The organism is Sphingobacterium sp. Ag1 (assembly GCF_000988325.1).
In the GTDB taxonomy this organism is placed as follows: Bacteria; Bacteroidota; Bacteroidia; order Sphingobacteriales; family Sphingobacteriaceae; genus Sphingobacterium.
This window is the reverse complement of record NZ_LBGU01000043.1, coordinates 268,597-290,623: the sequence shown is the minus strand read 5'-3', so window position 1 is coordinate 290,623 and position 22,027 is coordinate 268,597. Positions and strand designations below refer to the sequence as shown.

Below are 22,027 nucleotides of genomic sequence, written 5' to 3'. Positions count from 1 at the left end.
GTTCTTTAAATGTAGACTCGCATTTAACGACATATTATGCTATACTTTAACTCATATTAATAATTCCGATCAATAACAGCGAAGGTATCATGCCGTAGCTCATAGGGTCTAAAACTCCTCACTTGCACTTCTATAATTAATAAGGCTCTCATTTATGAAACAATATTGCAAAGTTTTGGATATTGAAATGCTTTTAACCAATAAAAATATTCCTAGTCTTCTATAACAAAATCGATCGATTTATTAAATTCTTCCTTTTCCGATCCTGACAGTTGATCACGCATGGCTCGGATCGTGTAACCTCCCCGTAATATTCCCTTATCTAAATACATCCAATCTGATATGTTCTGTTTATTAATCACCACGGTATCGCCAAGAGCGACCTCTTTTGTAGAGACCGGACTGTTAGAGACAACGCCGGTAAATTGACCATTTTGATAGCTGATATCGCCGACCCAAATATGCTCTAAACTTTTATCAGGAGTATCATATGCTATTTTAAGTGCAAATGCTTCATACCCTTCTTGCGGTTTTTCAACAGCCTGTACAAACTGGTTGAGTGAGTTTTTCGCCTTTACTATAGCTGCGTTCATTGCCTCATCATCAGAACGGAAACCGATAACCTCATCATTTTCAATTTTATCTTTTATGGAGGGAGACTGGCATGCCAGCAGCAGCGCACTACTGACGGCAACAAATAAAATAGGTCTTAAAATCTTTGATCTCATCTTTTAATATTTTGCATATACAATCTTTACTGAGCGATTTAAATAGCGCAAAAGAATTCGGCTTTAGCATTTCGAATTTCGTCGACAACGTTTACCTTCTTTTTACGGGCATTTTTTTTAAACAGCATATCCTAAAAATAGGAAAAATTGTGGTATTCGGAGATGGCGCACTTTTTTCGGCACAACATCAGGACATCCAAAGTAAAAAACTAATCAAATTGATGTGTTTTAAATGGATTAAATTCATTGGGTATTTCGTCAGAAATTATGGAATATAACTTCCAAAAATTCGAAGTATACATATTAGTATCATAACACAAAGAGTCACCTAGAAATATTTGGGTTCGACTATAACCATTCCCCGATTCAACCACAGGTTTATTAAATTTTTTCAACCTACTTATAAACTCACCGCCGGTTTTAACAGTAAACTTTGTACTATCTAAAATACGACCAATGAAAAAGCTTTTATCATCCCTTTCAATTAATCGTCCAGATTGAGCAGTAGCCTGACCTATATTATCAATATACAGCCGAATAAAACAATTTCCTATTCTATAGTCAATTCGTGATTTTTCAACGGCAGGTTTTTGAAAACAACCACTAAGAAAAAACACCAGTATGATAAATAAAATAATCTTTTTCATCATCCTGTTTGATAATATTTATAATAATCTACATTAGCTTTCAAACCTTTTTTTAAAGTTATTGACATACACAAATTTCAGCCTGTAATATATAAAAAGTTAATCCTATTTTTTCCTAAAGAATTTCAAGAAAAGCAGGTACATAATAATTATAAAACTCAAGGATATAATAATCTCGAATAGAGACATGTTTAGTAATAATAAATTTTTCATAATATTAATGTTTACAGAGTAAAAACAAAATTTCATAAGCGTGGCTTTTGGAGCTTATACTAGGGTAAACGAGCTAAGCGGGCAATTGTCCCTGATAAATTAATATTCATCACCAGAGAAGTTTACTAAAAAAATAATAATATTCCTGTTTTAGCAAGACTTTCGATTTGTTAATGTTTAAAATTTAATTAAACACAACTTAACTTTAAATTAAACCATCTTTCATAATATTACCCTAGTTAACTGTTTTATTGTAATTGAGGATATATAAATTTAAAAAAATACGCTTTAAATCGAAAAACTATATATTGTATATTAAATTTCATGAAGGTAAATTTAGAAATGACGAACAATATTCATTTTTTTTATTTGTTCGTCGGTATATCCGCAGGATTGACAACTTTAAACCTAAGTAACTTTGGGAGGCAAATTAGTTATGTCCACCTCCTAATTCTTGTCGTAAATGTTGTGTTTTTATCTACACCGTTATGGAGAAAAATAATTGTAATCCATATGGAAGGAAGCGCAAGAATCAATAGGCGACAATCAATTTTAATGTATTTGGCAGTATATATAACTATGGGAGTTTCACTAATAAGTCAAATTCTAGCGATAATGAAATCACTTTTATAAGCTCAATTGTAGACTACACTGAAAAAGGAAAAAATGAAAAAGATTAATATTGCTGATTTCTAAACGAGGCAAAGATCACTAGGGTACTATGTAAACTAAAACAGTTTATATTCAACAATTTTTTGCTATGTTTAGTTGTCAAACCTTTTATGATGAGCATACACAGTATAAATAGAGATTCAGGACATTACAGTATTTCAACAGGTTTTGAAGAGGCAGATTTAAAGGCTCTTGCAAAGGATATCAATACAAAATCCATCCAATTTTCCGATCCTTTATCGAATAAGGAAATAGATTTATTGGAAAGGATCTTCTTCTCCCAAAGGCCAGATATTGCATTACGGATTTTTGGACATTATACTACAGCTTGTGACTTAACTTTTCTGAAGCGTATCCCTTCTCTAAGAAGGGTTTCAATAGATTGTCTGATCGACGCTACAGGAATTAATACTATCGCCCAGCTCAAAAACTTAGAAATGCTAGCTGTGGGTATTTTAAATTTGGATAATTTTGATTTTTTAGAAAAGATCAATCCCCATCTAAAAGAATTATCCTTATATCGCACCAGATCCAAGAAACCGCAAATTGACTGTATTGAAAGATTCAAAAACCTAGAATACCTCTATCTTGAAGGACACCAAAAGGGAATCAATGCAATCAACAAACTAAAGGACCTCAAAAAAATTGTTCTCCGCTCGATCTCGACTCCCAACATTGATTATCTTAATGGCTTAAAATACCTGTGGTCCGTCGATATTAAGTTGGGGGGAATAAAAAGCTTTGAGGCACTAAAAACCTTACCATCTATTAAATACCTAGAACTTTGGCAAGTACGTGGACTTTCGGATCTATCATTCATTTCAGCGTTACCCACACTCCAAAATCTGTTTATCCAATCGCTGAAACAGATAACTGTCTTCCCAGATCTATCTAGCAATAAATCACTGAGACGGATTTCACTCGAAGATATGAAAGGATTATCTGACATATCTTCCTTAAAAAATGCTCCAAATCTACAAGAATTCATTATTTGGAACGGAAATCAAAATGCCGAAAATTTCATACCTGTATTTGAAAATACTAATGTAAAAAGTGTCGGTGGCTTTTTGGACAGTGATAAAAGAAATAACCGCTTTGCCGAACTAGCTCGGCAGTATCACAAAAAGACCTTTAAGAATGATGATTTTGTTTACGAATAACCTCAAAAAAATCTACTTAAAACGCTTGGCATTCGAGATGAATGACCGTATTTTCTCAACAAGGTGAATAGCAACAATGGGCAGTAGACATGGAAAAACGAATAAAAAATAGCCATAACTGATCGATTTAAAACGAATTGCATTGGACAGAACAACAGATATAATCACGATTAAGTCAATTGACCAAATTCCGACAGTAGATGAAATTAAATCCATTTCAAGGGAAATAGCTTTAAAGATTATTTTTGAAGGAAAGACGAATAAACAGCGGGAACAAGTCGGACACTACCTCGAACATGCACTTTCAGGTTTCCAAGTTTTGACCCATACGATCGAACCTGAACTAAACATTGTAAAGCTTATTACAGATCAGGAGATTGAAGACCAACAGGACTTTTTCGAACAATGTGCGAAAGATTACAGGAAACTAGGTGAGCAATTAGTATTTACATTGGTCGACAAACTTGAATTAAACTTAAACAAGGATTTTCCACTTGATACATTTAACGAGTTAAAACGAGACGATCGACAGATAGGAACAGTTGCTGAATGGAGATATTTCATCCATGGTTTTCACTGCGGTTTTCAACATTTGACAACGGGACAATGTATTGAGGTTCCTCTTGCCTTCGGACTCGAGTTTGGCGATTTAGATCCATATTTTTTTATGAAATTTATCCTGTCGTCACCAGGCTATAGGCCTCTTCCAATTCCCCTATTTGTAGAATATGCCGACGGTTTAAGAATAATAAATAAAATGACCGCACTAGGAAAATTTGAAGAGATCCCTTATACTGTTCCTGGCCACACTGGCACTGTTGTCGCAGATAGAGAGAAAGTTGAGATTAAATACGACCCGAATTTAGAAAAAATATTCGGAAAGCATATTGAGGGAATTAAGAAGAAATCCAAATTCAACCTTTGGAAGTTTCTTGGTGATAGAATAAACCAACACGATCGATAAAGTTCCTAAAGCTGGGATATATGGTGAAACTTTTCGATTGGCGGATATTGGGACTCTTCCAAATTAAAAAGAAAATATATGAAAATGAAATATTACAGTCTGTTACTAATAATGATTATTCCGCTATTATCTTTGGCACAAGATACTGAAATAATCGGTATAGCTAGAAAAGTTTACCAGCAACCACAATTTCAGGAGATGTATAGAGACTATATTGAGCCCAAGGTAAAATTGAATAAAGCTCTGCCACTTCCTCCAAATCGGAAAACAGAAATTAAAAATGATCCAACTAATCTTTGGAAGGAAACCGAAGACAATAGAGAATACTATATTGTTACATTTCCCATTAACCCAGACATTGACACTGGATTTACAATGAACTATGCCGCGCAAGTATATATTTGGAAAGATAACAAAAAACCTTTTATCATCTTTTTAGGGCAAAATGGAATGGGATATCCACCAAATTGGGTGCAACAATAAATGGAAACAAACAAATTAACTGCACTCATATTTATCATACCAAAACGCTATTTTATTTTGCTCGTATCAACAGGCCAAGTATCCGTTCTAAAAGGAGCGACAGGTAAGCCTTCTTTACTAAATAAATTGCCAATCCCCGTATTACTAAATTGGTACCGAACAGCCACTGGATTTTTTACCTGCTTATTTGAAACAATCATCTGCTGACCCTTTACTTTTACAATGGCAGGATAAAATATCTTATCGGCTCCCGAAATAAAAATTTCCTTACCTTCGTTTCCTTTTATTGTCAGACCGGATTCGGCATGGTCAAAATCAATCACAATTTGATTATTCTGAACGACAAATGACTTGTACATTGGGCTTTTATAATTACCTCTACTTAGGCCATAAGTCTCCGACAAAGCATAGTTTGCAAGACGTAAACCAACGTCTTTTTTATTTGTCGGATGGATATTCAATGTATCGTTGACCAAATCTGAAATGACAACCATACCTGTATTTTCTGTTGCGAGAGTCTTAGTCTGTGCTTCTCGGAGTAGGGCTCCTACATGATGGTTGGAATACCTATTTGGCGCAATCTGTACATAATAGAAAGGGAAATTTTTATGCCAAGACTTACGCCAGGATGCAATCATGGTCTCCATTAATTGGGTATAACTCGAAGCTGTTTCAACATTGCTTTCTCCTTGATACCATATCGCGCCAGCAATATTAAAATTAGTAAACGGTGCGATCATTGCATTATAGGCATAGCCTGGTGCAATGGGCCACCATGATGTAGATTTCTTTTGAGATGCCGCATCTTTTAAAATGCTATTATTTTCAATCAGTTCTGCAGGGGTCCATACCTCGGCTGGGGTACCGCCCCAGTTGCTACTAATCAAACCAATCGGAACATTCAATTCTTTGTTGAGGACTTTTCCAAAATAATAGGCAACTGCACTGAAATTTTTCAGGGCATTGCTGTCACAAACCATCCAATTTCCTTCATTATTATCTTGTACCGTTTGTGCAGTTGTCTTAGTCACTTGAAATAATCTGATATTAAGCTTGTCAAGTTGTGAAAACTCATCTTTAATACTGGAAATACCATTGTAATAGTTCCATTCCATATTGGACTGCCCACTGCAAACCCACACTTCACCAATAAATACACTGTCAAGAACAATTTTATTTTCTCCTTCAAATACAATCATATAGGGTCCTCCAGCTTTCGGAGTATGAACTGACGTTTGCCATTTAGCATTTCCATCTGCTGTTACCTCCACGGTCTTATTGTCCCATGATGTGGTAATTCGGACTTTTTCACCCGGCTTGGACCACCCCCATATTTGGGCCAACGATTGTTGCTGTAGCACCATATTGTTGGCCAGAATACTCGGTAACCGAATGTTCGCACGCGATGATAACGCAAAAAAACATAGAATTAGAAAGAAAAGAAATTTGTTCATAATATTGATTTATAGTGTAAGCTATCCACAAAAGACCTCTTCGAATAATAGTACAATTCGAAGAGGTCTTTTTATTTTGGTATATTAACTATCGCGATTCTAATATACGCACCTGTTTTTTAAAAATGCCTAAAAAGGGATACTTTTATAACTCTCCAATATTGATCCCCAATTATATTCGCTAAGAAGCCGAAAACCTTTTTTGTTTTAAAAGTACATTAATCAATGGTATACCCTATCGCTGCAAATCCATATCGACGATAACATCGGATAGATTTACAAAAAAGTCTCAGCGATCAACTTTTGAATGGATAAATTGTATTTGTGGTTTATGGAATACTGTTGTGTCTGGCGGTACGCTGCTTGTTATCCAGACGTTTCCCCCGATCACTGAATGATGTCCTATACGCGTATTCCCGCCCAATATTGTTGCTCCCGCGTAAATAATCACGTGATCTTCAATAATCGGATGTCTTCGCTGACCAGCCAATACCTTGTCAACACTAAGGGCTCCTAATGTGACCCCCTGATACAACTTAACGTGGTCGCCGATAACCGCTGTTTCGCCAATAACCAGGCCAGTTCCATGATCAATATGAAAGTGACGTCCAATGGTCGCTCCCGGATGGATATCTATGCCTGTACGTTCATGCGCATACTCGGTCAAAATACGAGGAAATAAGGGTACCCGATCTAACCAGAGCTGATGGGCCATGCGATACATGCAAATCGCAAGAAACCCCGGATAAGTGCGTATGACCTCACTTAGATTGTTGGCCGCGGGATCGCCATCCAGCATAGCCTGAGCATCTTCAAGCATCAGATGATAGATGTGCGGGAGGTTTTCAAAAAAACGTTGGACAATTTCGCGATGATCACAGCCTATACAGTCTTTGCTGTTCAGCAAAAGATCATATAGCTCATTTTCCAAAATTGTAAAAGTTGCTTTAACGGCTTCTACCGTAAGCAGCTTTTTCGAATTGCGTTCTGGAAACATAAGTCGAAATACATCTCTTGCCCATTCCCAGATACGAACGTTACTGGGCATATCATGCGCAGCCTGTTGTCTGGCAAATAAAGTGCTATAAAATTTTTCCATTTCTTCTTTTTTATACTGATATCCTGAAAAAAGCCGGCAGCTTAACAATCCCCTCAACCGCCAGCAGCCATACTTTTAATTAGTAAAATCGTTTGTTTCGACTAGCCAATCTCTCCACCGTCAACGCGAGGAGATCGATCTCCTGATGTGTATTGTAGAAGGCAAGGGAGGGCCTTACCGACGACTCATACCCCAGTCTCCTCAGGATCGGCTGTGCACAGTGATGACCTGTCCGAACGGCTATGCCGACTTCATTCAATGCCTGGCCAACTTCGTTGTTGCTGTATCCAGAAAGGGTAAAGGAAAGTACACTGGTTTTTTCTTTCGCTGTACCGATCAAAATAACACCAGCAATCTGTTTCAACAACCGGGTCGCATAATCCAATAGATCATGCTCGTAGTGATAGATGTTATCAATGCCGATAGCCTGCACATATCGGATTGCAGCACCCAGGCCAACAGCATCGGCAATATTGCCCGTACCAGCTTCAAAACGATTGGGGGCAGCATGAAATTCTGTTTTTTCAAAAGAGACATCACGGATCATGTTTCCTCCGCTTTGGTAAGGCTGCGTATTGTTTAGGATGTCTTCTTTACCATAGAGCACGCCAATGCCTGTCGGGCCAAATATTTTATGTCCAGAAAACACAAAGAAATCGGGATTTAGGTATTGAAGATCGATTGCAATATGGGAAACCGACTGCGCCCCGTCCAACAGGACTTTGGCGCCTACCCGATGTGCTGCGTCAATAATGGCTTTTGCCGGTGTTATTGTACCGAGCGCATTACTGACATGGGTAAAAGAGACTAATTTCGTTCGGGAACTGAGCAGTTTGCTATACTCATCAAAATGCAGATTACCCTGCTCGTCAACCGGGATTACCCGGATCTTAAAACCTTTCTTTTGACTCAATTGCTGCCAGGGAACTATATTGGCGTGATGTTCCAAATAGCTAATTATAATCTCATCATCTGGACCTAAATGCTGATCTCCCCAACTATTGGCAACAAGGTTGATGGATTCGGTCGTGCCACGCGTAAATATAATCTCATTGGGTGAACTGGCATTTAGAAAGTTCTTAATGATATTTCGCGATTCTTCGTAGGCATCTGTAGCACGGGCAGCAAGTTCATGTGCAGCGCGGTGTATATTGGAATTTTCAGTCTGATAAAAGCGCGATATCCGGTCGATAACCACTTGTGGTTTCTGAGTCGTCGCGGCATTGTCCAACCAAACAAGTGGTCTTCCACGAACATTTTCCTGCAGAACAGGAAAATCGCGACGAATTGACTGAACGTCAAAATGGGATTTCAACGTATCGTAAGGCAATGGAGACGTATTTTCAACTTTAGCCCCTGACTGTATGAAATAGAATGAATTTATACTATCGCCCCGTGGTATCTGGGCACCATGTTGAAAACTGGTTAGTTGCTGCAATGTCCCTCGTAGTGTGCCAAGTGGATTCTCAGCCGTTTCCGCAAAGGGTAATTTATTGACCTGTGGCTCTATACCAATGCCCGTAGCAGGAGGAAGAACTGGATTGTAAATACCAGGTTGCCTGCCATTCCCTGCTAGGGGGATAGTTGCATTTTCTCTATGAAAATTTGGATCATGAAAACCGATTGCGGGATCTTCCAAATTGAATGTATTCAGTTTAGGATCAGGAGCCGGTTTATCAGGATAGATTGCCTCTCGGGGAAGATCCCCAGACAGGAGGTTTTCCGTCGGAACTGCCTTAAAATACTTATTTGCTTCTTCCGTTAGAAATCTTTCGAAATCAATATCTAAATGAGACATAGTAAAATCTTTTAAGGAATGATCTACTTATAATTGTAGCTGTGGTACTGTGTGATGTCCACATCGTCCAATACAGCCACAGCATCGTCTACGAGAATGACCAGCGAACAATATAAAGATATCAGGTAAGAAGCTATAGCTTTATCATTAATTCCGGTAAACTTGATGGATAGGCCCGGTGTCTGTTCGCCCGGCAAATTAGGTTGATAAAGACCAATTACCCCCTGACGTGCTTCTCCTGTACGGATCAACAGAATTTTGGTCTTCCCATTTACAATAGGAACTTTATCACTCGGAATCAATGGGATGCCGCGCCAGGTTAAAAACTGTGAACCGAAAAGTGATACCGTGGGTGGTGGGACGCCACGGCGTGTGCATTCGCGTCCAAAGGCCGCAATGGTGAGTGGATGAAGCAGAAAAAAACCAGGCTGCTTCCAAACCTTTGTGATCAATTCGTCCAGGTCATCGGGTGTAGGAGCTCCAGATCTGGTCTTAATAATCTGTTTGGCCGCCACATTGCTCAAGATTCCGTAATCGGCATTGTTGATGAGCTCACTCTCCTGCCTTTCTTTAATTTTCTCAATTGCCAATCGTAACTGTTCACTGATCTGGTTATAGGGCTTGCTGTAGAGATCAGAAACCCGTGTATGTACATCTATCAGTGTATTGACTGCATTTAGATTATACTCCCGGGGACTTTCGTCATAATCAACAAATGTATGTGGCAAAACGCTCTCATCTCGTCTGGAACAATCTACCTGAATACTGTCTTCGCCGACGACTTTGTTTAATCGAAACACACCCGATTCAACAGGTGTCCATTGCAATAAATGAACCAGCCATCGGGGTGAGATACTTTCAAGCTGTGGAACGGTTCTGGTGGCAATCGCCAGGTGTCGTGCAGCGACATCGCCCAAGGCGGTCTGTTGTGTTGGTTTTTCACTCATATTGTAAAAGTTTAATAAAATTTGGAATAGATTAAGAACACCTGAAAAAGAGTGGAAATTCGATCGTGGACTCTTTTTAAAAGAAGGATAGAAACTCTATCTTAATTTAGAGCAGACTTTTCAGTCTGCCCCTCATTATTTAGTTTAATAAATTAATTAGAAAGGTCGTAATAACTACTTTAATTTTTATACGATCGGCACAAGCCTATTGTCCTCCAATCGCACGGCAACTTGTTTTACCGAGGTAAAACCGTCTTCTCTCGAAACAATATGTGATAGATCAAGGCCCTTTTTGGAAAGGGTGCTTAACAGAGCGGCTCGAAAAATCGTTTTGGATGATCCCCACCCCCGGCCTGACACCGTATCGTTATTAAACTGGATTAATTCATTAATCGAATAATGAATAAGCGTTTCAGATAAGTGTTCATAAAGACTTTTTGTTGTTGCCATACAATTTAAAAATTTAAAGGGTTAAACTATAAATTGTATTCAGTTTTTTTGGCCGAAACCCATATTAATTAACCACCGTGGTAAGTCTACTCGGTTGGTATCGCGCGATGCAATTCTGAATACTCTATAAAGTTAGTAGATTTTATTTAAATTCCCTTATCTTTTTGAAAATAAAAGTTTTATTTATTTTTACCGGGTCAATTATTGTTTCTATCCCTCCTATTTTGTTAACTGATTTACCCTGATCATTCATCAGGGGCTATTAATGCCAACACAAGTCTTGTTATTTTACCAAATCGTTCAATGCGCATTCAATTTCCCCAAATTCAAAATCAAATCCATCTTCCAAGGTAAACTTAGTTGTCCCAGGAACAGGCTGGAGAAGGATACTTGAATTTACCGCTTTAAAAAACGACCCGATACGGGCAAAAGTCCTTGGAATAGGCAAGCCAAAAGATGCTCCCGAACTCGCTCTGAGCGCTTTCATGAATATTGCATTGGTAACGGGACGGGGGCTACATGCATGATAAATAAGCCGTGGTTGTCTCTGCTCAATTATCCACAACACTAATCTCACAAGGTCGCGCTCATGGATCCAGCTCATACATTGGCGTCCGTTAGAAATTTTACCGCCCAGCCCCCATCTAGCCAGCGGAAGTAATTCAGCCAGCATGCCCCGCTGTTTTGATAACACTGGACTGACGCGGAGTATCACTTTAAGTGTCTCAGGCAGGTCAAATGCTGAAAAAGCAGCTTCCCATCTAGTGGTGAGTTGAGCTAGATACCCCTCTCCAACCGCTATACTTGTCTCATCCTGCAATTCATTTAATCCAGAAAAAAGAGAGATACCGGAAAAGTTTATCCAAAGCCTCGGGGGTTTATCACAAGCTGCTATTGCTTTTCCTATAGCATTCGTCGGTAAAAGACGGGATTCCTCCAAAATTGCCCTATTTTTTCGCGTGAAGCGGCATCGTATACTTTCGCCACTCAAGTTGATCACGGTATCTGCACTTTCCAGTACATTACCCCATGTACCCAAATGCTCTCCGTCCCAAAATAGATAACCCGCGCCGTCCTCTTTCTTAGGCTGTTTTCGGGACAAAATCAAAACTTCCCATCCCATTTCCAGAAACTTCTCTTTTAGGGCTGTTCCAAGATGACCAGTCCCTCCAGCAAGTACAACTTTTCTCATATCGTCAAATACACTTTAAAATAGCCCTTGAATTTAATGCTCAGATCAAATGCCCTCGACATCCGCAAGGTAGACTTCCCCTGTTTTCTCAATATCCCATCCAACAACGGGATTGAAATGATAGCCCGACTTCGATTCCCGCGCCTTGACCAGTTGATGATATGTAGGTTGCACATACCCTGTCTCATCAATTGCTTTACTGAGCACACGTGTCGGCTTTCCATCCCAGTTCCACATGAATTTAAAGGCAGTATGTGCTTTTTCCAATACCGGTCCCTGTAAATGTGCTTCATTCCATGTCTTACCATTATCTGTACTCACCAATACTTTTGCCACCTTTCCACGGCCGCTCCACGCTATGCCCCGTAGTTCTTGCCAACCTTCTTCAATTTTTTTCGGATAGGCAGGAAAGGTAATAATAGATCTGGCATCCATTACTAAACTAAACATCCGAATTTTTCCACCTTTAATTTTCTCGGTGTATTTTGATGTTTCTTCCCTAGTCATCACAGGTTTATCTGTGACCTCAATCCGCCGCAACCATTTGATTTGTGTATTTCCTTCAAATCCTGGAATGACCAGGCGCATTGGATAACCTTGCTGTGGTCGAATAGCCTCTCCATTCTGGCCATAGGCAATGATCGCTTCGGTCAATGCTTCTTGCAAGGGTACACTACGCGCCATCAAAGCACCGTCAGCACCTTCCGCCAGCAGCCATTTGGCTTCAGGCTTAACCCCTAAGTCACGCAGTACGGTCGATAGCAATACACCTGTCCACTCACTCTGGCTTGTTAAACCGCAGACTTCTCCAGGCGTCATTTCCCGTTTTCCATAACGAAAATTGCCAGAACATTCAATAAAACAGATTCGCGATACGGAAGGATATTTCTTGAGGCCCGAAAGTTTTAATCGGATAGGCTTTTCTACTAATCCGTGGATAAGTAACTCATGCTGCTCGGGATCGATGTCGGGTATACCGGCGTGATGTCTCTCAAAATGGAGATCGGAGGGCGTAATTGTGCCTTGCAGATCTTCCAAAGGCGTACGGGAAGCCGTGGCGTAAGTAGCTATACGCTTAGGGCTATCGAATTTAGAACGATAGCCTACTTCAGATGATGGCCTTCCCTGTACTTTGCTGGGATCGACCTTAATTTTGGAATCGAAATCAGGCTCTACAACCCGATTGGATAGATGCTGATAGGTCACAAGACCTACCGCAATTGCTAAAAAGAAAGCTACTGTCACCGTCAACAAACGGACAAGCTTTCGTAGCTGTTTTAAATATTCTTTTCCTTCAGACATATTCTTTTATCTAACCTGCGGACCTCCGTGGCGATCATCTAACACGTATCTTTTCCGCGCGGGCATCTCTATTTGAGGTAAAGTTGTTGCTGTAATTTTATTCTCCTCTTTTATGACTCCGTTCAAGTACAACAGATAAGCTGTAATATCATAAACCTCTTGATCTGTTAGTGAACCCGGGGCGTTAAATGGCATGGCACGACGCACATAATCAAAGATTGTTGTCGCATAGGGCCAGTAATTACCAATGGTATTGCTCCCCGTTGAATCTGTGACCAGCTTATCTTCAGGCCCTTCATATCCATGGGCGCCATGGCAACTGGCACATTTTTGTCGGTATACTACAGCACCATTTTTAGCAGTTCCCTCACCATTGGGCAAGCCTTTCCCGTCGGGGCGGACATCGATATCCCATTTGGCTATAAAACTTTTATCTGCGGGACTTCCTATCCCAAACTTATCCGGCCATGTTGCCTGGTACGCATCAAGTCCTTCCGACCAATCTGTTTCACGCTGCCGCAAGCTCGTGGCAGATGGGACGCTATCACTCGTTTCGCAACATACGAGGAAAGCTACTGCGCCGCCAATCGAAAGATATACAGCTCCATGTTTAGTCATACTGTCCAGCAACCAATTTACCCGCGGTAAGCTTATAATCTTTTATAACTTTATCTAGCACCACATAAAGCGAATCACGATTTTCGTCAATTCCGCTCAATATGATCCTATTGCCCTGATTAGAGACCGTATAATGAAGAACGAAACGCTGTCTCATTTCTTTTCTCGCTAATTCATCTGCTTTAGCAAATTCCCGAATGCGGCGTGTCGTCCGCGCTTTTGGATGCACATCATTTACCTCATGGGCAAATTTATATTTCACCGAATCGGGAATCCATTCTGCCAAGGAAATTGCTGGAGTGTCGGCAGATAGCTTTTGCTCTTTCAGATAGTTTCGAACGCCGCCATCGCCACCTTCGCCCGCTGTTACATTCCGCTCATCGGGAATCAACTTAAATTTATCCTCCAGGTACAATGTTTTGTTATCCTTATCGGCGTAATAATGAAAAACACGCTGACCTCCGGCCACACCTGAAATTTCAAAACTTCGGTTTACATCCCGCTTCGGGTCGCCGCCCCCATTTGAAAGGTCCAATCGCAAAGGCCGATTGACCCGAAAGGTCAGCGTGGACCATTTTTCAAACGTTGCAGACTGCCAACGGATGCTATCGTACGGATTAAAAAGTCTTGTTTCTCCATTTAACTTAAATTCCGTTACATTATAGGTTCCCCGCAACTCGTTTACTCCAGGCGATGAGGGCTGTTTGTAAGGATCATACCGAAAATCGATGTATTGCAGATAGAAAAAGACGCCAACAAAAACAAATAAGACGAGAGCTTTGAGGCCGATTCTAACCAAGTTAATACGGGGTTTAAAATTAGGCAAATACAGTTCGATCTTCGCGGCAATTTCTTTGACAAATAAGGTATAGAAAGGTTTGTAATATGGCACAAGTAAAAATAAGCTCAGTAATACGAAATACGAACTGTAAACATGTACCCCGCCATCGTAAGCAAAATTCACAACAACAATTGCGCCCAGAGCACCTACCAGCAATGCCGCGCCAATAGGTACCGTTTTCCGAAAGAAAAGCATCGTACCTGCACTCACTTCGAGTATACCCGCAAAAACCTGATACCAGGGCACGATTCCAAACGAAAGCCAAAAGATCTTCTGTGCAGTTAAATCACCGTAGTCGGTATCCAAAATCCCCAAAGAGGGATAGGGCATCTGTACAGGAAAAAGTTTTGTAAATCCAAAGCCGATAATACCCAGACCAGCTCTATAGCGTACCACAACATTGAGCCAATAAAACAGCCTGTTGTATTCCGATCGCTCTCTTTTGAGTAATCGTAGCACAAATGTCCAGATCAATGCGGCTACGATGGAAAAAAATAAGGTATTCACCCAAATACTATACCCCTCTAACCGGTAGCCAAATGTAGTTCTGCCAAACCAATTTACACCCGAACCGAACCGACAGATATCATACAGGTCGCGATAATCCAAATTAAACCAGTCTATTGAAAATACTTGTTTGTACCATAGCGGATTATTAGGTATAGATATTATAATAAAGAAAATAAAGCTGACGCGAAATGCAATGAGCTGAAAGGCAGTCCACCGGGCACTACCTAACGACGGATTATTTATTGACATCTTCAAAATAGTTTAAACGTTTATAATTTGTATCCAAGTCCTTGGCGTCCGATCTTCTTTACTTCGTATAGTAAGTATTTTTTATCTACCTTACGGAGATTGACCTTCACCGTATTTCCGTGTGCATTAACTCCGACCAAATTCACATGGAGGCTGTCCGGCCGCTCTACTTTAAAGCGATAGGTATCATTCGGATAATTATTATTTGGATTTTTAAGCGCGATCGTGTCGCCGCTAATCGTATACCGATAATAGAGGCGGTCTCCGGTCTGGGTGAATTCATAATCTTTTTGCTGATCTTCCCGTTTGAGAAAGGCGGCGGGGGCTATATCCTTGAAAACTGTATTTACTTTTCGTACACTTATTGTATTCCATCGCTCAAATACGACGTCCTTCCACCTTACGCTGTCAGTTGGTGAAAACGCCAATGTATCTCCATTAAAAATAAAAGTATCCACTAGATATTTACCTTCGATAGCTGGCAGACCATCTTGGTTTGGATAATGTAGCGATTGATCCGGATGCTGGTATACCGAATAAGACCTTACTGCCACCAATAACACAAACACGAACACGAAGCTTACTTTGAGTGCTATCCGCCATTTTGACCAGCTTATTGTTTTCCAATCCAATTTCCACCCGGCGGGAAATGTTTCTTTAAGAGAGACAATCAGTGATCCCAAACGTTGTACATCATACAGAAAAATGGGCAAAGTCAATAAGATAATATAAATAGAAACAAAATAGCTGGGCCCTTGATACGCCAAATCGGCCAAAAATGCATTTCCATAGAAGGGTATAACAAAAATGACAGACAGAAAAGCTGTTTTCCGAAAAAGCAAAAGTGTCGCGGCAACAAGTTCAACAATACCCAAAAAAACCAGATATGCTGGAGCTGCCGATAAACTTAACAGTAGGTGCTTCCAATCCGCAAAATAACCATATGCTGTGTTTAAATGACTCAAGGATAGCTCAGGAACAAATATGGGAAACAGTTTGAGAAAGCCGGCTACAAACAATATAGCAGCTAGCTTAAAGCGCACAAATATTCTTAGATAATAATAGTATAACTGCTCCCTAACATCATTGTCGGTATTGTCTCTTTTCAGCCAAATAACAGCTCCTACTAATGCAATAATCAAGATCAATATCCAATCTTGTATACTATTCTGTTCACCGAAATAGTGCGGCAAAAATGTCACTAACTTGAATACGTCCGCAATAAAATATTGCCAGCTGATCGTAAATAACGTTTTATAGAATTCTGGCTGCAAGGGCAGACTGAGCAATAAAATAAAGAGTATGCTCACACGAAGAAGATACTTCTCCGGTTTGTGTTTTTTAAAATATAATGCCATCTGACGTCAATATTTAGGATGAATAACCTGGATTTTGTTTCAGTGCCGGATCGGCGAGAATCTGACTATAGGGGATGGGCAACAACAATCGGAATGATTCGCCTATTCCCAATACCTGCTGTGCTCGACCTGTCCGAACCAAATCAAACCACCGATGCGCCTCAAAAGCGAATTCAAGACGGCGTTCATTCTCAATCCACAACAAAAGCTCACTTTTACTGGTTGTGAATGAACTATCTGAAAGCAAAGCTCGTTTTCTAACTTTATTGAGATCTGCCAAGGCTAGATTATAGTCGTTTAATTCAGCATAGGCTTCAGCTCGAATAAGATAGAGCTCAGCAATTCGGATGACATAAGTCGGATCGGCACCTGAACTTCTGTAATATAAATCACCGTACCAACGATTTTGGTTATCCTTAGCAATTAATACACTCCTCGCACCCGCAGTACTCGCATTTGTCAATAACGTAACCAGGGGGTTACTAGGAGCCCATTGCCTTGTCCCTCCATTCGTTTGCGGTTGCCATTGAGCCCGGTGCGGATTTGGTTCGTTAGTACTATAAAATAATTCGAATACCGATTCTCTGGTTCCGGTAACGTCATTTTTAAAAAAGGCATAATAAGGAGCGATGAGTTCATAATTGGATTGGTCATCGATCAATAATGTTGCATAATCTCTCGCTTTCTCCCAATTCTTCTGATAGAGATAGTAACGGGCCTTCAAAGCCCATACGGTTTTCTTGGTAAAAGCAAATCGATCTGTTGTGCTGCTTAAAAGACCTTCGGCCAAGTTGAGGTCATCAAGAACTTGCTGATACGTCTGTTCAACTGTACTACGTGCGATGCCGATATTATCGCCTACTTTGTCTGTTGGCTCCTTAATTAATGGAACTCCACCCCAGACGCGCACCAAATCAAAATAGGCCAATCCCCGAATGGCATACGCTTGTCCTAAAACCTTATCCTTCACGGCTGTCGGTATTCCATCGCCTTGATCATTCGTAATTGCGCGAATGACGTTGTTCGCACGATTTATCGTTGTGTAAATCCCATTCCACGTAGATGCTATCGTTCCATTCTCTGGATTGACTTTGTGGTTGATAAACTCCTGTATTTGTGACTGTGACCCTGTCCATTGAACATTATCGCCCGATAAATAGGCAATAGACTGATAATTTACACTGTAGTAACTTCTCAATGCATCATACACGCCACTAATGGCCGCATTGGCGGATGTTTCGTCTTTGATGATACCATCTCCTGAAATAGAGGACTTGGGGTCAACCTCTAAGAACGAAGAGCAGTTTGTAAATAAGAGGAGGTAAAATATATAGATAAATTTTGTTCTCATGACGTTTATAAAGTTAAATTAACACCTAGCTGGAAACTTCTGGGCTGGGGCGGGGTTCCCAAATCAATTCCTTGTTGATTTGCTGCGCTGTTCGCCGCCGATTCGGGGTCAAGCCCTGTGTATTTCGTAATCGTGAATAAATTGGTTGCCTGCACATATATTCTCAACTTTGAAAATGGCGATTTTCCTAAGCTCTTCGAGGTGAAATTATACCCTAAGCTTAAAGTCCTAAATCTCAGATAGGACCCGTTTTCCAGCCATCTGCCACCACCATCTTTGTAATTATTATTATTTACGCCATCAGAACGCGGAACATCGGTAATATCTCCAGGCTGTTGCCAGCGGTCGAGATTAGATTTAAAAATGACCCGCGCAGCATCTCTAGCGCCGCCAGCCTCTCCAAAAAATCTATTGTGATTGTATATTTCGTTACCTATAGAGAATGTAAAGAATGTAGTCAGATCAAAATTTTTATAGGAAAAATCATTACTTAATCCCCCGAAATAATCTGGCCAGATGCTACCCAAAATCTGCCTGTCTCCAGTTGTTATACGACCATCACCGTCAACATCTTCGTACACCGCATCACCTGTTTGTGGATCGACATATAATTGTTTGTATAGCCAAAAAGAATACATAGGATATCCTTCCCTGAATTGAATAAGATCTCTACTACCATAATTTTGAGGCGTCGCTAATTTCTCGATCTTGTTTATATTTCGAGCAATATTAAAGGAGGTACTCCAAGAAAAAACATCGTTTCGGATATTGAGCGAGCTCATGCTCAACTCAAAACCCTTATTACTGATCTCCACAGCATTGTTTGTAAAACTGCCAAAACCTGTGGTCCCAGGTAAAACTTCCGTCAATAATCCGTCTTTGGTATATTTGTAATAGTAGTTTAGTGCCGCAGTTAATCTATTGTTCAATAAAGCCGCATCCAGACCGATGTTAAACTGGGATGTCGTCTCCCAGCTAAGCTGTTGGTTGGCTAATTGTTGAGGAAAAACTCCAGCAACTCCTCGGTATGAGGACCCCACACCCGACCACAATTGCCTTGAAGCAAAGGAATTGATGCCATTTTGATTTCCTGTGAGACCATAACTGGTTTTTAGCTTCAGGTCATCTAAGAAAGCAACATCTTGTAAAAAGCTTTCTTTACTTAAGCGCCAAGCAGCACCGATTGCCGGAAAATAACCCCATTGATATCCTTTATTAAACTTTGAAGACCCATCTGCGCGTAAGGAGAGATCCACTAAATATTTGTCATCAAAGGCATAATCTACCCTTCCGAAAAAGGATGCCAGCTTATATTGATTCCAGTCTTGGTTGCCTGTTGTTGTAGCAGCGGTATTGATTAGTTTAAAGTCATTTGTTGCAAAGCCCCGACCTTCTGCAGAGGTGAGCGAAAAATAACTACCCTGTAAGGTATTTCCCAACAATGCGCCAATGGTATGGCGGGAGCCTAATCTTTTCCGGTAGGTCAATGTTTGTTCATTGATCCAGGTTGTTGCTTGTGAAATTGCAGAAGTGGCCAATCCATTTACACCACTTCCAGCAATTAGCAATTTATTCCAGTACTCGTGTTCATTGTAATTGTTATAATCCACACTAAATGTCGAACGAAACTTCAATGCTGGTGTAATCTGATACTCACCATAAACATTTCCGATATAGCGCAAACTTGTTGATCCCACATCATAATTATCCAATAACAATGTTAGATTGTCAAATCCGGCTCTACCCACCAGAACACCTTGGTCATTGTAGGGCGATAGATAGGTCGGCGTATGTAAAGCTGCCTGTAAAATACCTCCTTGAGGACCATCCCCTGCACGACCTTGGTTGCGTCCCGTCCTCGAGATACCATTACTCGATCCTATTTTAAGTTTATTATTTATTTTCTGGTCTATGTTAAAGCGAAAATTAGCCCGATCAAACGATATTGGTTTTAAGATGGATTCCTGTTTGTTATACCCAGCGCTCAAATAGTAAGCGGTATTATCACTACCACCATAGACAGATAGATCTGCATTATATACTCCTGCTGTCCGAAAAGCTTCCGAAAGCCTATCGTACGTCTGTTGTTCAGCAGGTAATCCTCTCCCCCCGTCTGCAATAGGCCTAAATGGTTGCGCCTGACCAATATTTTTAAAATACTCGTTTACCAGTTCAGCGTGTTCGGGCCCCGAGGTCAATTCCCATAGTTTAGCGGCTTTTGCCTTTCCTGCGTAAAGGTTGATATCAATCTTTGCCGATTGTGCATTTTTCCCCCGTTTGGTTGTAATCAAAATCACCCCGTTAGCACCCCGTGATCCATAAAGAGCGGTTGCTTCAGCGTCTTTCAGCACTTCAACATGTTCGATGTCCGAAGGGCTCAGATCTGCAATAGGAGACGTTGCCTTCCCGCCTGTATTGATCGTTTGCAGGCTCTCTGAATTTAGAAACACACCATCGATGACATACAAAGGATTATTGTCTGCATTGATAGAGGTTGCTCCCCGCAAACGGACGTGCAATGCATCTCCTGGTATTCCGGAACTGGCCGCAACCTGCATGCCAGCCACCTTTCCTTGGAGCTGTGCATCAAAACTACCTGTTGGGATGTCTTTTACAGCTTGTTGAGATACCCGATCCACGGCACCAATAAGATTTTTTTTCGCTATAGTTGTATACCCAACAACGACGACTTCATCCAGACTTTCAGTAGATCTATTTAATTCGATAATTGCCGGAGACGTTTCAATGACAAGGTTTTGAGTTGTATACCCAACCGAAGTAACGGTTAGCTTAAAAGGCAATTTTTGTCCTGTTACAAAGGAAAATTTTCCTTTTCGATCGGTTTTCACGTTATGTGTTACTGCTTCCAGCTGAACGGTAGCACCTTCTATAGGCTCTTTTGTCGTGGCATCAATTACCGTTCCCGAAAGAGAAGCATTGATAATCGGTTTTGTTTCTTGTGCCAATACTGCTGCGATAGAGGCCCAGATAAAAAAAATAGAAAGCGAGTACGAAAATACTCTACGATATTTCATAGTTTTGGGTGTTTGATAGTGAATACTGCAAGTGCCAACGCCAATTGAACTTGATATTTGCTTATTAAATCAAAGGGAGGTGTAAACTTCCCTTTGTCGTTTTAGGTACGCATTCGGTGGGAAATACAATAGAGATTAACACAATCAAATCGTGCTCGAAGAGAAGAAAATCGGGTTTGATGTAAATTTTTCATACGTTTTATTAATGGTTTAGATTTTATCGTTGCCAACGCCAATTGAAACAAACGATGCTAATATAAAAATATTTTTCATAAAGACTACTATTTTAATAGACTTTATTTACATCGTTGAGCCTATGCAGTTCCACCACATTGACTATCATTACCTATGTCGCAGCTTTCGAGGCAAAATGTAGATTATTCAGTTAGAGATAAAAGAGCTCTTAGAAGCTACTAAAAAACGTATAAAGGTTAATAAAAACTGCCTCAACAGTTGAGCAGTTTTTTTATAGGGTATTAATCCAACTTTTGATTATTGTGCGAGAAATCATCTACTTTCTTTTCGCCGATGACTACATCACCGCGGATGGATCTTAAGTAGCCTTCAAAAGCGATATTCAATCCTTCAATAATCACTTTATCATGTGCATCAATGTCGCCAAGTATTTTCTTGTCGTCATAGCTATCGCCAACGATTGCCAAAACGCAGCTCGAGCTTTGTTTTGGAAAAAGTCCAACACCTATTATTTCCTCGCCAAATTTCACAAACCAAGTTTCTTCGTGATGGTCTTCCGTCGTGTTTGGTATATGTATGGCCTGGCCGAGGTCTTCACACTTAATCATATCAAAATTCATAGTGCTCTGTTTATGTTACATAACTAAGACAGCACTAAAAGGAATATTGTTTTTAGAAACTTCATCACGATTTCATCTTTTCCTTTGAGTGCAAACGCCGGGACCATAAATGGAAGTTCTTCGGAGCTCCGGAAGATGCTT

18 protein-coding genes and 1 riboswitch are annotated in these 22,027 nt (G+C 40.3%); of the genes, 3 read left to right on the top strand and 15 right to left on the bottom strand.

Going from position 1 to position 22,027, the window contains the following annotated elements:
• Window positions 1–212 precede the first annotated feature (212 nt).
• Together AAW12_RS18840 and AAW12_RS18835 are read right to left on the bottom strand one after the other, a co-directional pair.
• Window positions 213–728: a YegJ family protein gene (locus tag AAW12_RS18840; RefSeq protein ID WP_053003815.1), complete on the bottom strand. Its 516-nt coding sequence runs from the start codon at window positions 726–728 to the stop codon at window positions 213–215.
• Between the two features lie 209 nt (window positions 729–937).
• Window positions 938–1,378 carry a lipoprotein gene (locus AAW12_RS18835; protein ID WP_046675177.1) on the bottom strand — a complete coding sequence of 147 codons (441 nt, stop codon included), beginning with the start codon at window positions 1,376–1,378 and terminating at the stop codon, window positions 938–940.
• A 992-nt stretch (window positions 1,379–2,370) separates the two neighbouring features.
• Here AAW12_RS18835 and AAW12_RS18825 point away from each other — a divergent pair.
• The 3 genes from AAW12_RS18825 to AAW12_RS18815 all read left to right on the top strand — a co-directional run bounded on the left by AAW12_RS18825 (window position 2,371) and on the right by AAW12_RS18815 (window position 4,867).
• Window positions 2,371–3,420, top strand: coding sequence for a hypothetical protein (locus AAW12_RS18825; RefSeq protein WP_053003814.1), 1,050 nt, complete (start codon window positions 2,371–2,373; stop codon window positions 3,418–3,420).
• Window positions 3,421–3,562: 142 nt separating this feature from the next.
• Window positions 3,563–4,384 (top strand): DUF6896 domain-containing protein, encoded by an 822-nt coding sequence (locus AAW12_RS18820; RefSeq protein ID WP_046675175.1) that lies wholly within the window; start codon window positions 3,563–3,565, stop codon window positions 4,382–4,384.
• Window positions 4,385–4,462: 78 nt separating this feature from the next.
• Window positions 4,463–4,867, top strand: a complete 405-nt coding sequence (locus tag AAW12_RS18815; protein ID WP_046675174.1) for a hypothetical protein — start codon at window positions 4,463–4,465, stop codon at window positions 4,865–4,867.
• A 47-nt stretch (window positions 4,868–4,914) separates the two neighbouring features.
• On the opposite strand, the gene AAW12_RS18810 is transcribed toward AAW12_RS18815, so the two are convergent.
• The 13 genes from AAW12_RS18810 to AAW12_RS18750 all read right to left on the bottom strand — a co-directional run bounded on the left by AAW12_RS18810 (window position 4,915) and on the right by AAW12_RS18750 (window position 21,886).
• Entirely contained in the window at window positions 4,915–6,321 is a 1,407-nt protein-coding gene (locus tag AAW12_RS18810) for a sialate O-acetylesterase (RefSeq protein WP_046675173.1), read from the bottom strand.
• Between the two features lie 289 nt (window positions 6,322–6,610).
• Complete coding sequence (gene epsC / locus AAW12_RS18805; protein ID WP_046675172.1) at window positions 6,611–7,420, bottom strand: serine O-acetyltransferase EpsC; 810 nt, start codon at window positions 7,418–7,420, stop codon at window positions 6,611–6,613.
• A 79-nt stretch (window positions 7,421–7,499) separates the two neighbouring features.
• On the bottom strand, window positions 7,500–9,218 hold the full coding sequence (locus AAW12_RS18800) for a family 2A encapsulin nanocompartment cargo protein cysteine desulfurase (RefSeq protein WP_046675171.1): 1,719 nt from the start codon (window positions 9,216–9,218) through the stop codon (window positions 7,500–7,502).
• Between the two features lie 23 nt (window positions 9,219–9,241).
• Window positions 9,242–10,165: a family 2A encapsulin nanocompartment shell protein gene (locus tag AAW12_RS18795; RefSeq protein ID WP_046675170.1), complete on the bottom strand. Its 924-nt coding sequence runs from the start codon at window positions 10,163–10,165 to the stop codon at window positions 9,242–9,244.
• Window positions 10,166–10,351: 186 nt separating this feature from the next.
• Window positions 10,352–10,615 carry a hypothetical protein gene (locus AAW12_RS18790; RefSeq protein WP_046675169.1) on the bottom strand — a complete coding sequence of 88 codons (264 nt, stop codon included), beginning with the start codon at window positions 10,613–10,615 and terminating at the stop codon, window positions 10,352–10,354.
• Window positions 10,616–10,649: 34 nt separating this feature from the next.
• Window positions 10,650–10,743, bottom strand: a riboswitch (SAM-I-IV-variant riboswitch).
• Window positions 10,744–10,898: 155 nt separating this feature from the next.
• Window positions 10,899–11,807 (bottom strand): epimerase, encoded by a 909-nt coding sequence (locus AAW12_RS18785; protein ID WP_046675168.1) that lies wholly within the window; start codon window positions 11,805–11,807, stop codon window positions 10,899–10,901.
• A 45-nt stretch (window positions 11,808–11,852) separates the two neighbouring features.
• A complete protein-coding gene (gene soxC, locus AAW12_RS18780; RefSeq protein ID WP_053003813.1) occupies window positions 11,853–13,109 on the bottom strand; it encodes a sulfite dehydrogenase in 1,257 nt (418 codons plus the stop codon).
• A gap of 6 nt (window positions 13,110–13,115) precedes the next feature.
• Complete coding sequence (locus AAW12_RS18775) at window positions 13,116–13,727, bottom strand: c-type cytochrome (RefSeq protein ID WP_084823236.1); 612 nt, start codon at window positions 13,725–13,727, stop codon at window positions 13,116–13,118.
• Window positions 13,720–15,327: a hypothetical protein gene (locus AAW12_RS18770; protein WP_046675167.1), complete on the bottom strand. Its 1,608-nt coding sequence runs from the start codon at window positions 15,325–15,327 to the stop codon at window positions 13,720–13,722. The genes AAW12_RS18775 and AAW12_RS18770 overlap by 8 nt, the downstream gene beginning before the upstream one ends.
• 20 nt (window positions 15,328–15,347) lie before the next feature.
• Window positions 15,348–16,685, bottom strand: a complete 1,338-nt coding sequence (locus AAW12_RS18765) for a hypothetical protein (protein ID WP_053003812.1) — start codon at window positions 16,683–16,685, stop codon at window positions 15,348–15,350.
• 13 nt (window positions 16,686–16,698) lie between these two features.
• Entirely contained in the window at window positions 16,699–18,036 is a 1,338-nt protein-coding gene (locus AAW12_RS18760) for a RagB/SusD family nutrient uptake outer membrane protein (protein ID WP_046675166.1), read from the bottom strand.
• Between the two features lie 5 nt (window positions 18,037–18,041).
• The gene (locus AAW12_RS18755; RefSeq protein ID WP_046675165.1) at window positions 18,042–21,071 is read right to left on the bottom strand and encodes a SusC/RagA family TonB-linked outer membrane protein; all 3,030 of its coding nucleotides are present in this window, start codon (window positions 21,069–21,071) and stop codon (window positions 18,042–18,044) included.
• A gap of 476 nt (window positions 21,072–21,547) precedes the next feature.
• Entirely contained in the window at window positions 21,548–21,886 is a 339-nt protein-coding gene (locus AAW12_RS18750) for a hypothetical protein (RefSeq protein WP_046675164.1), read from the bottom strand.
• Window positions 21,887–22,027 lie beyond the last annotated feature (141 nt).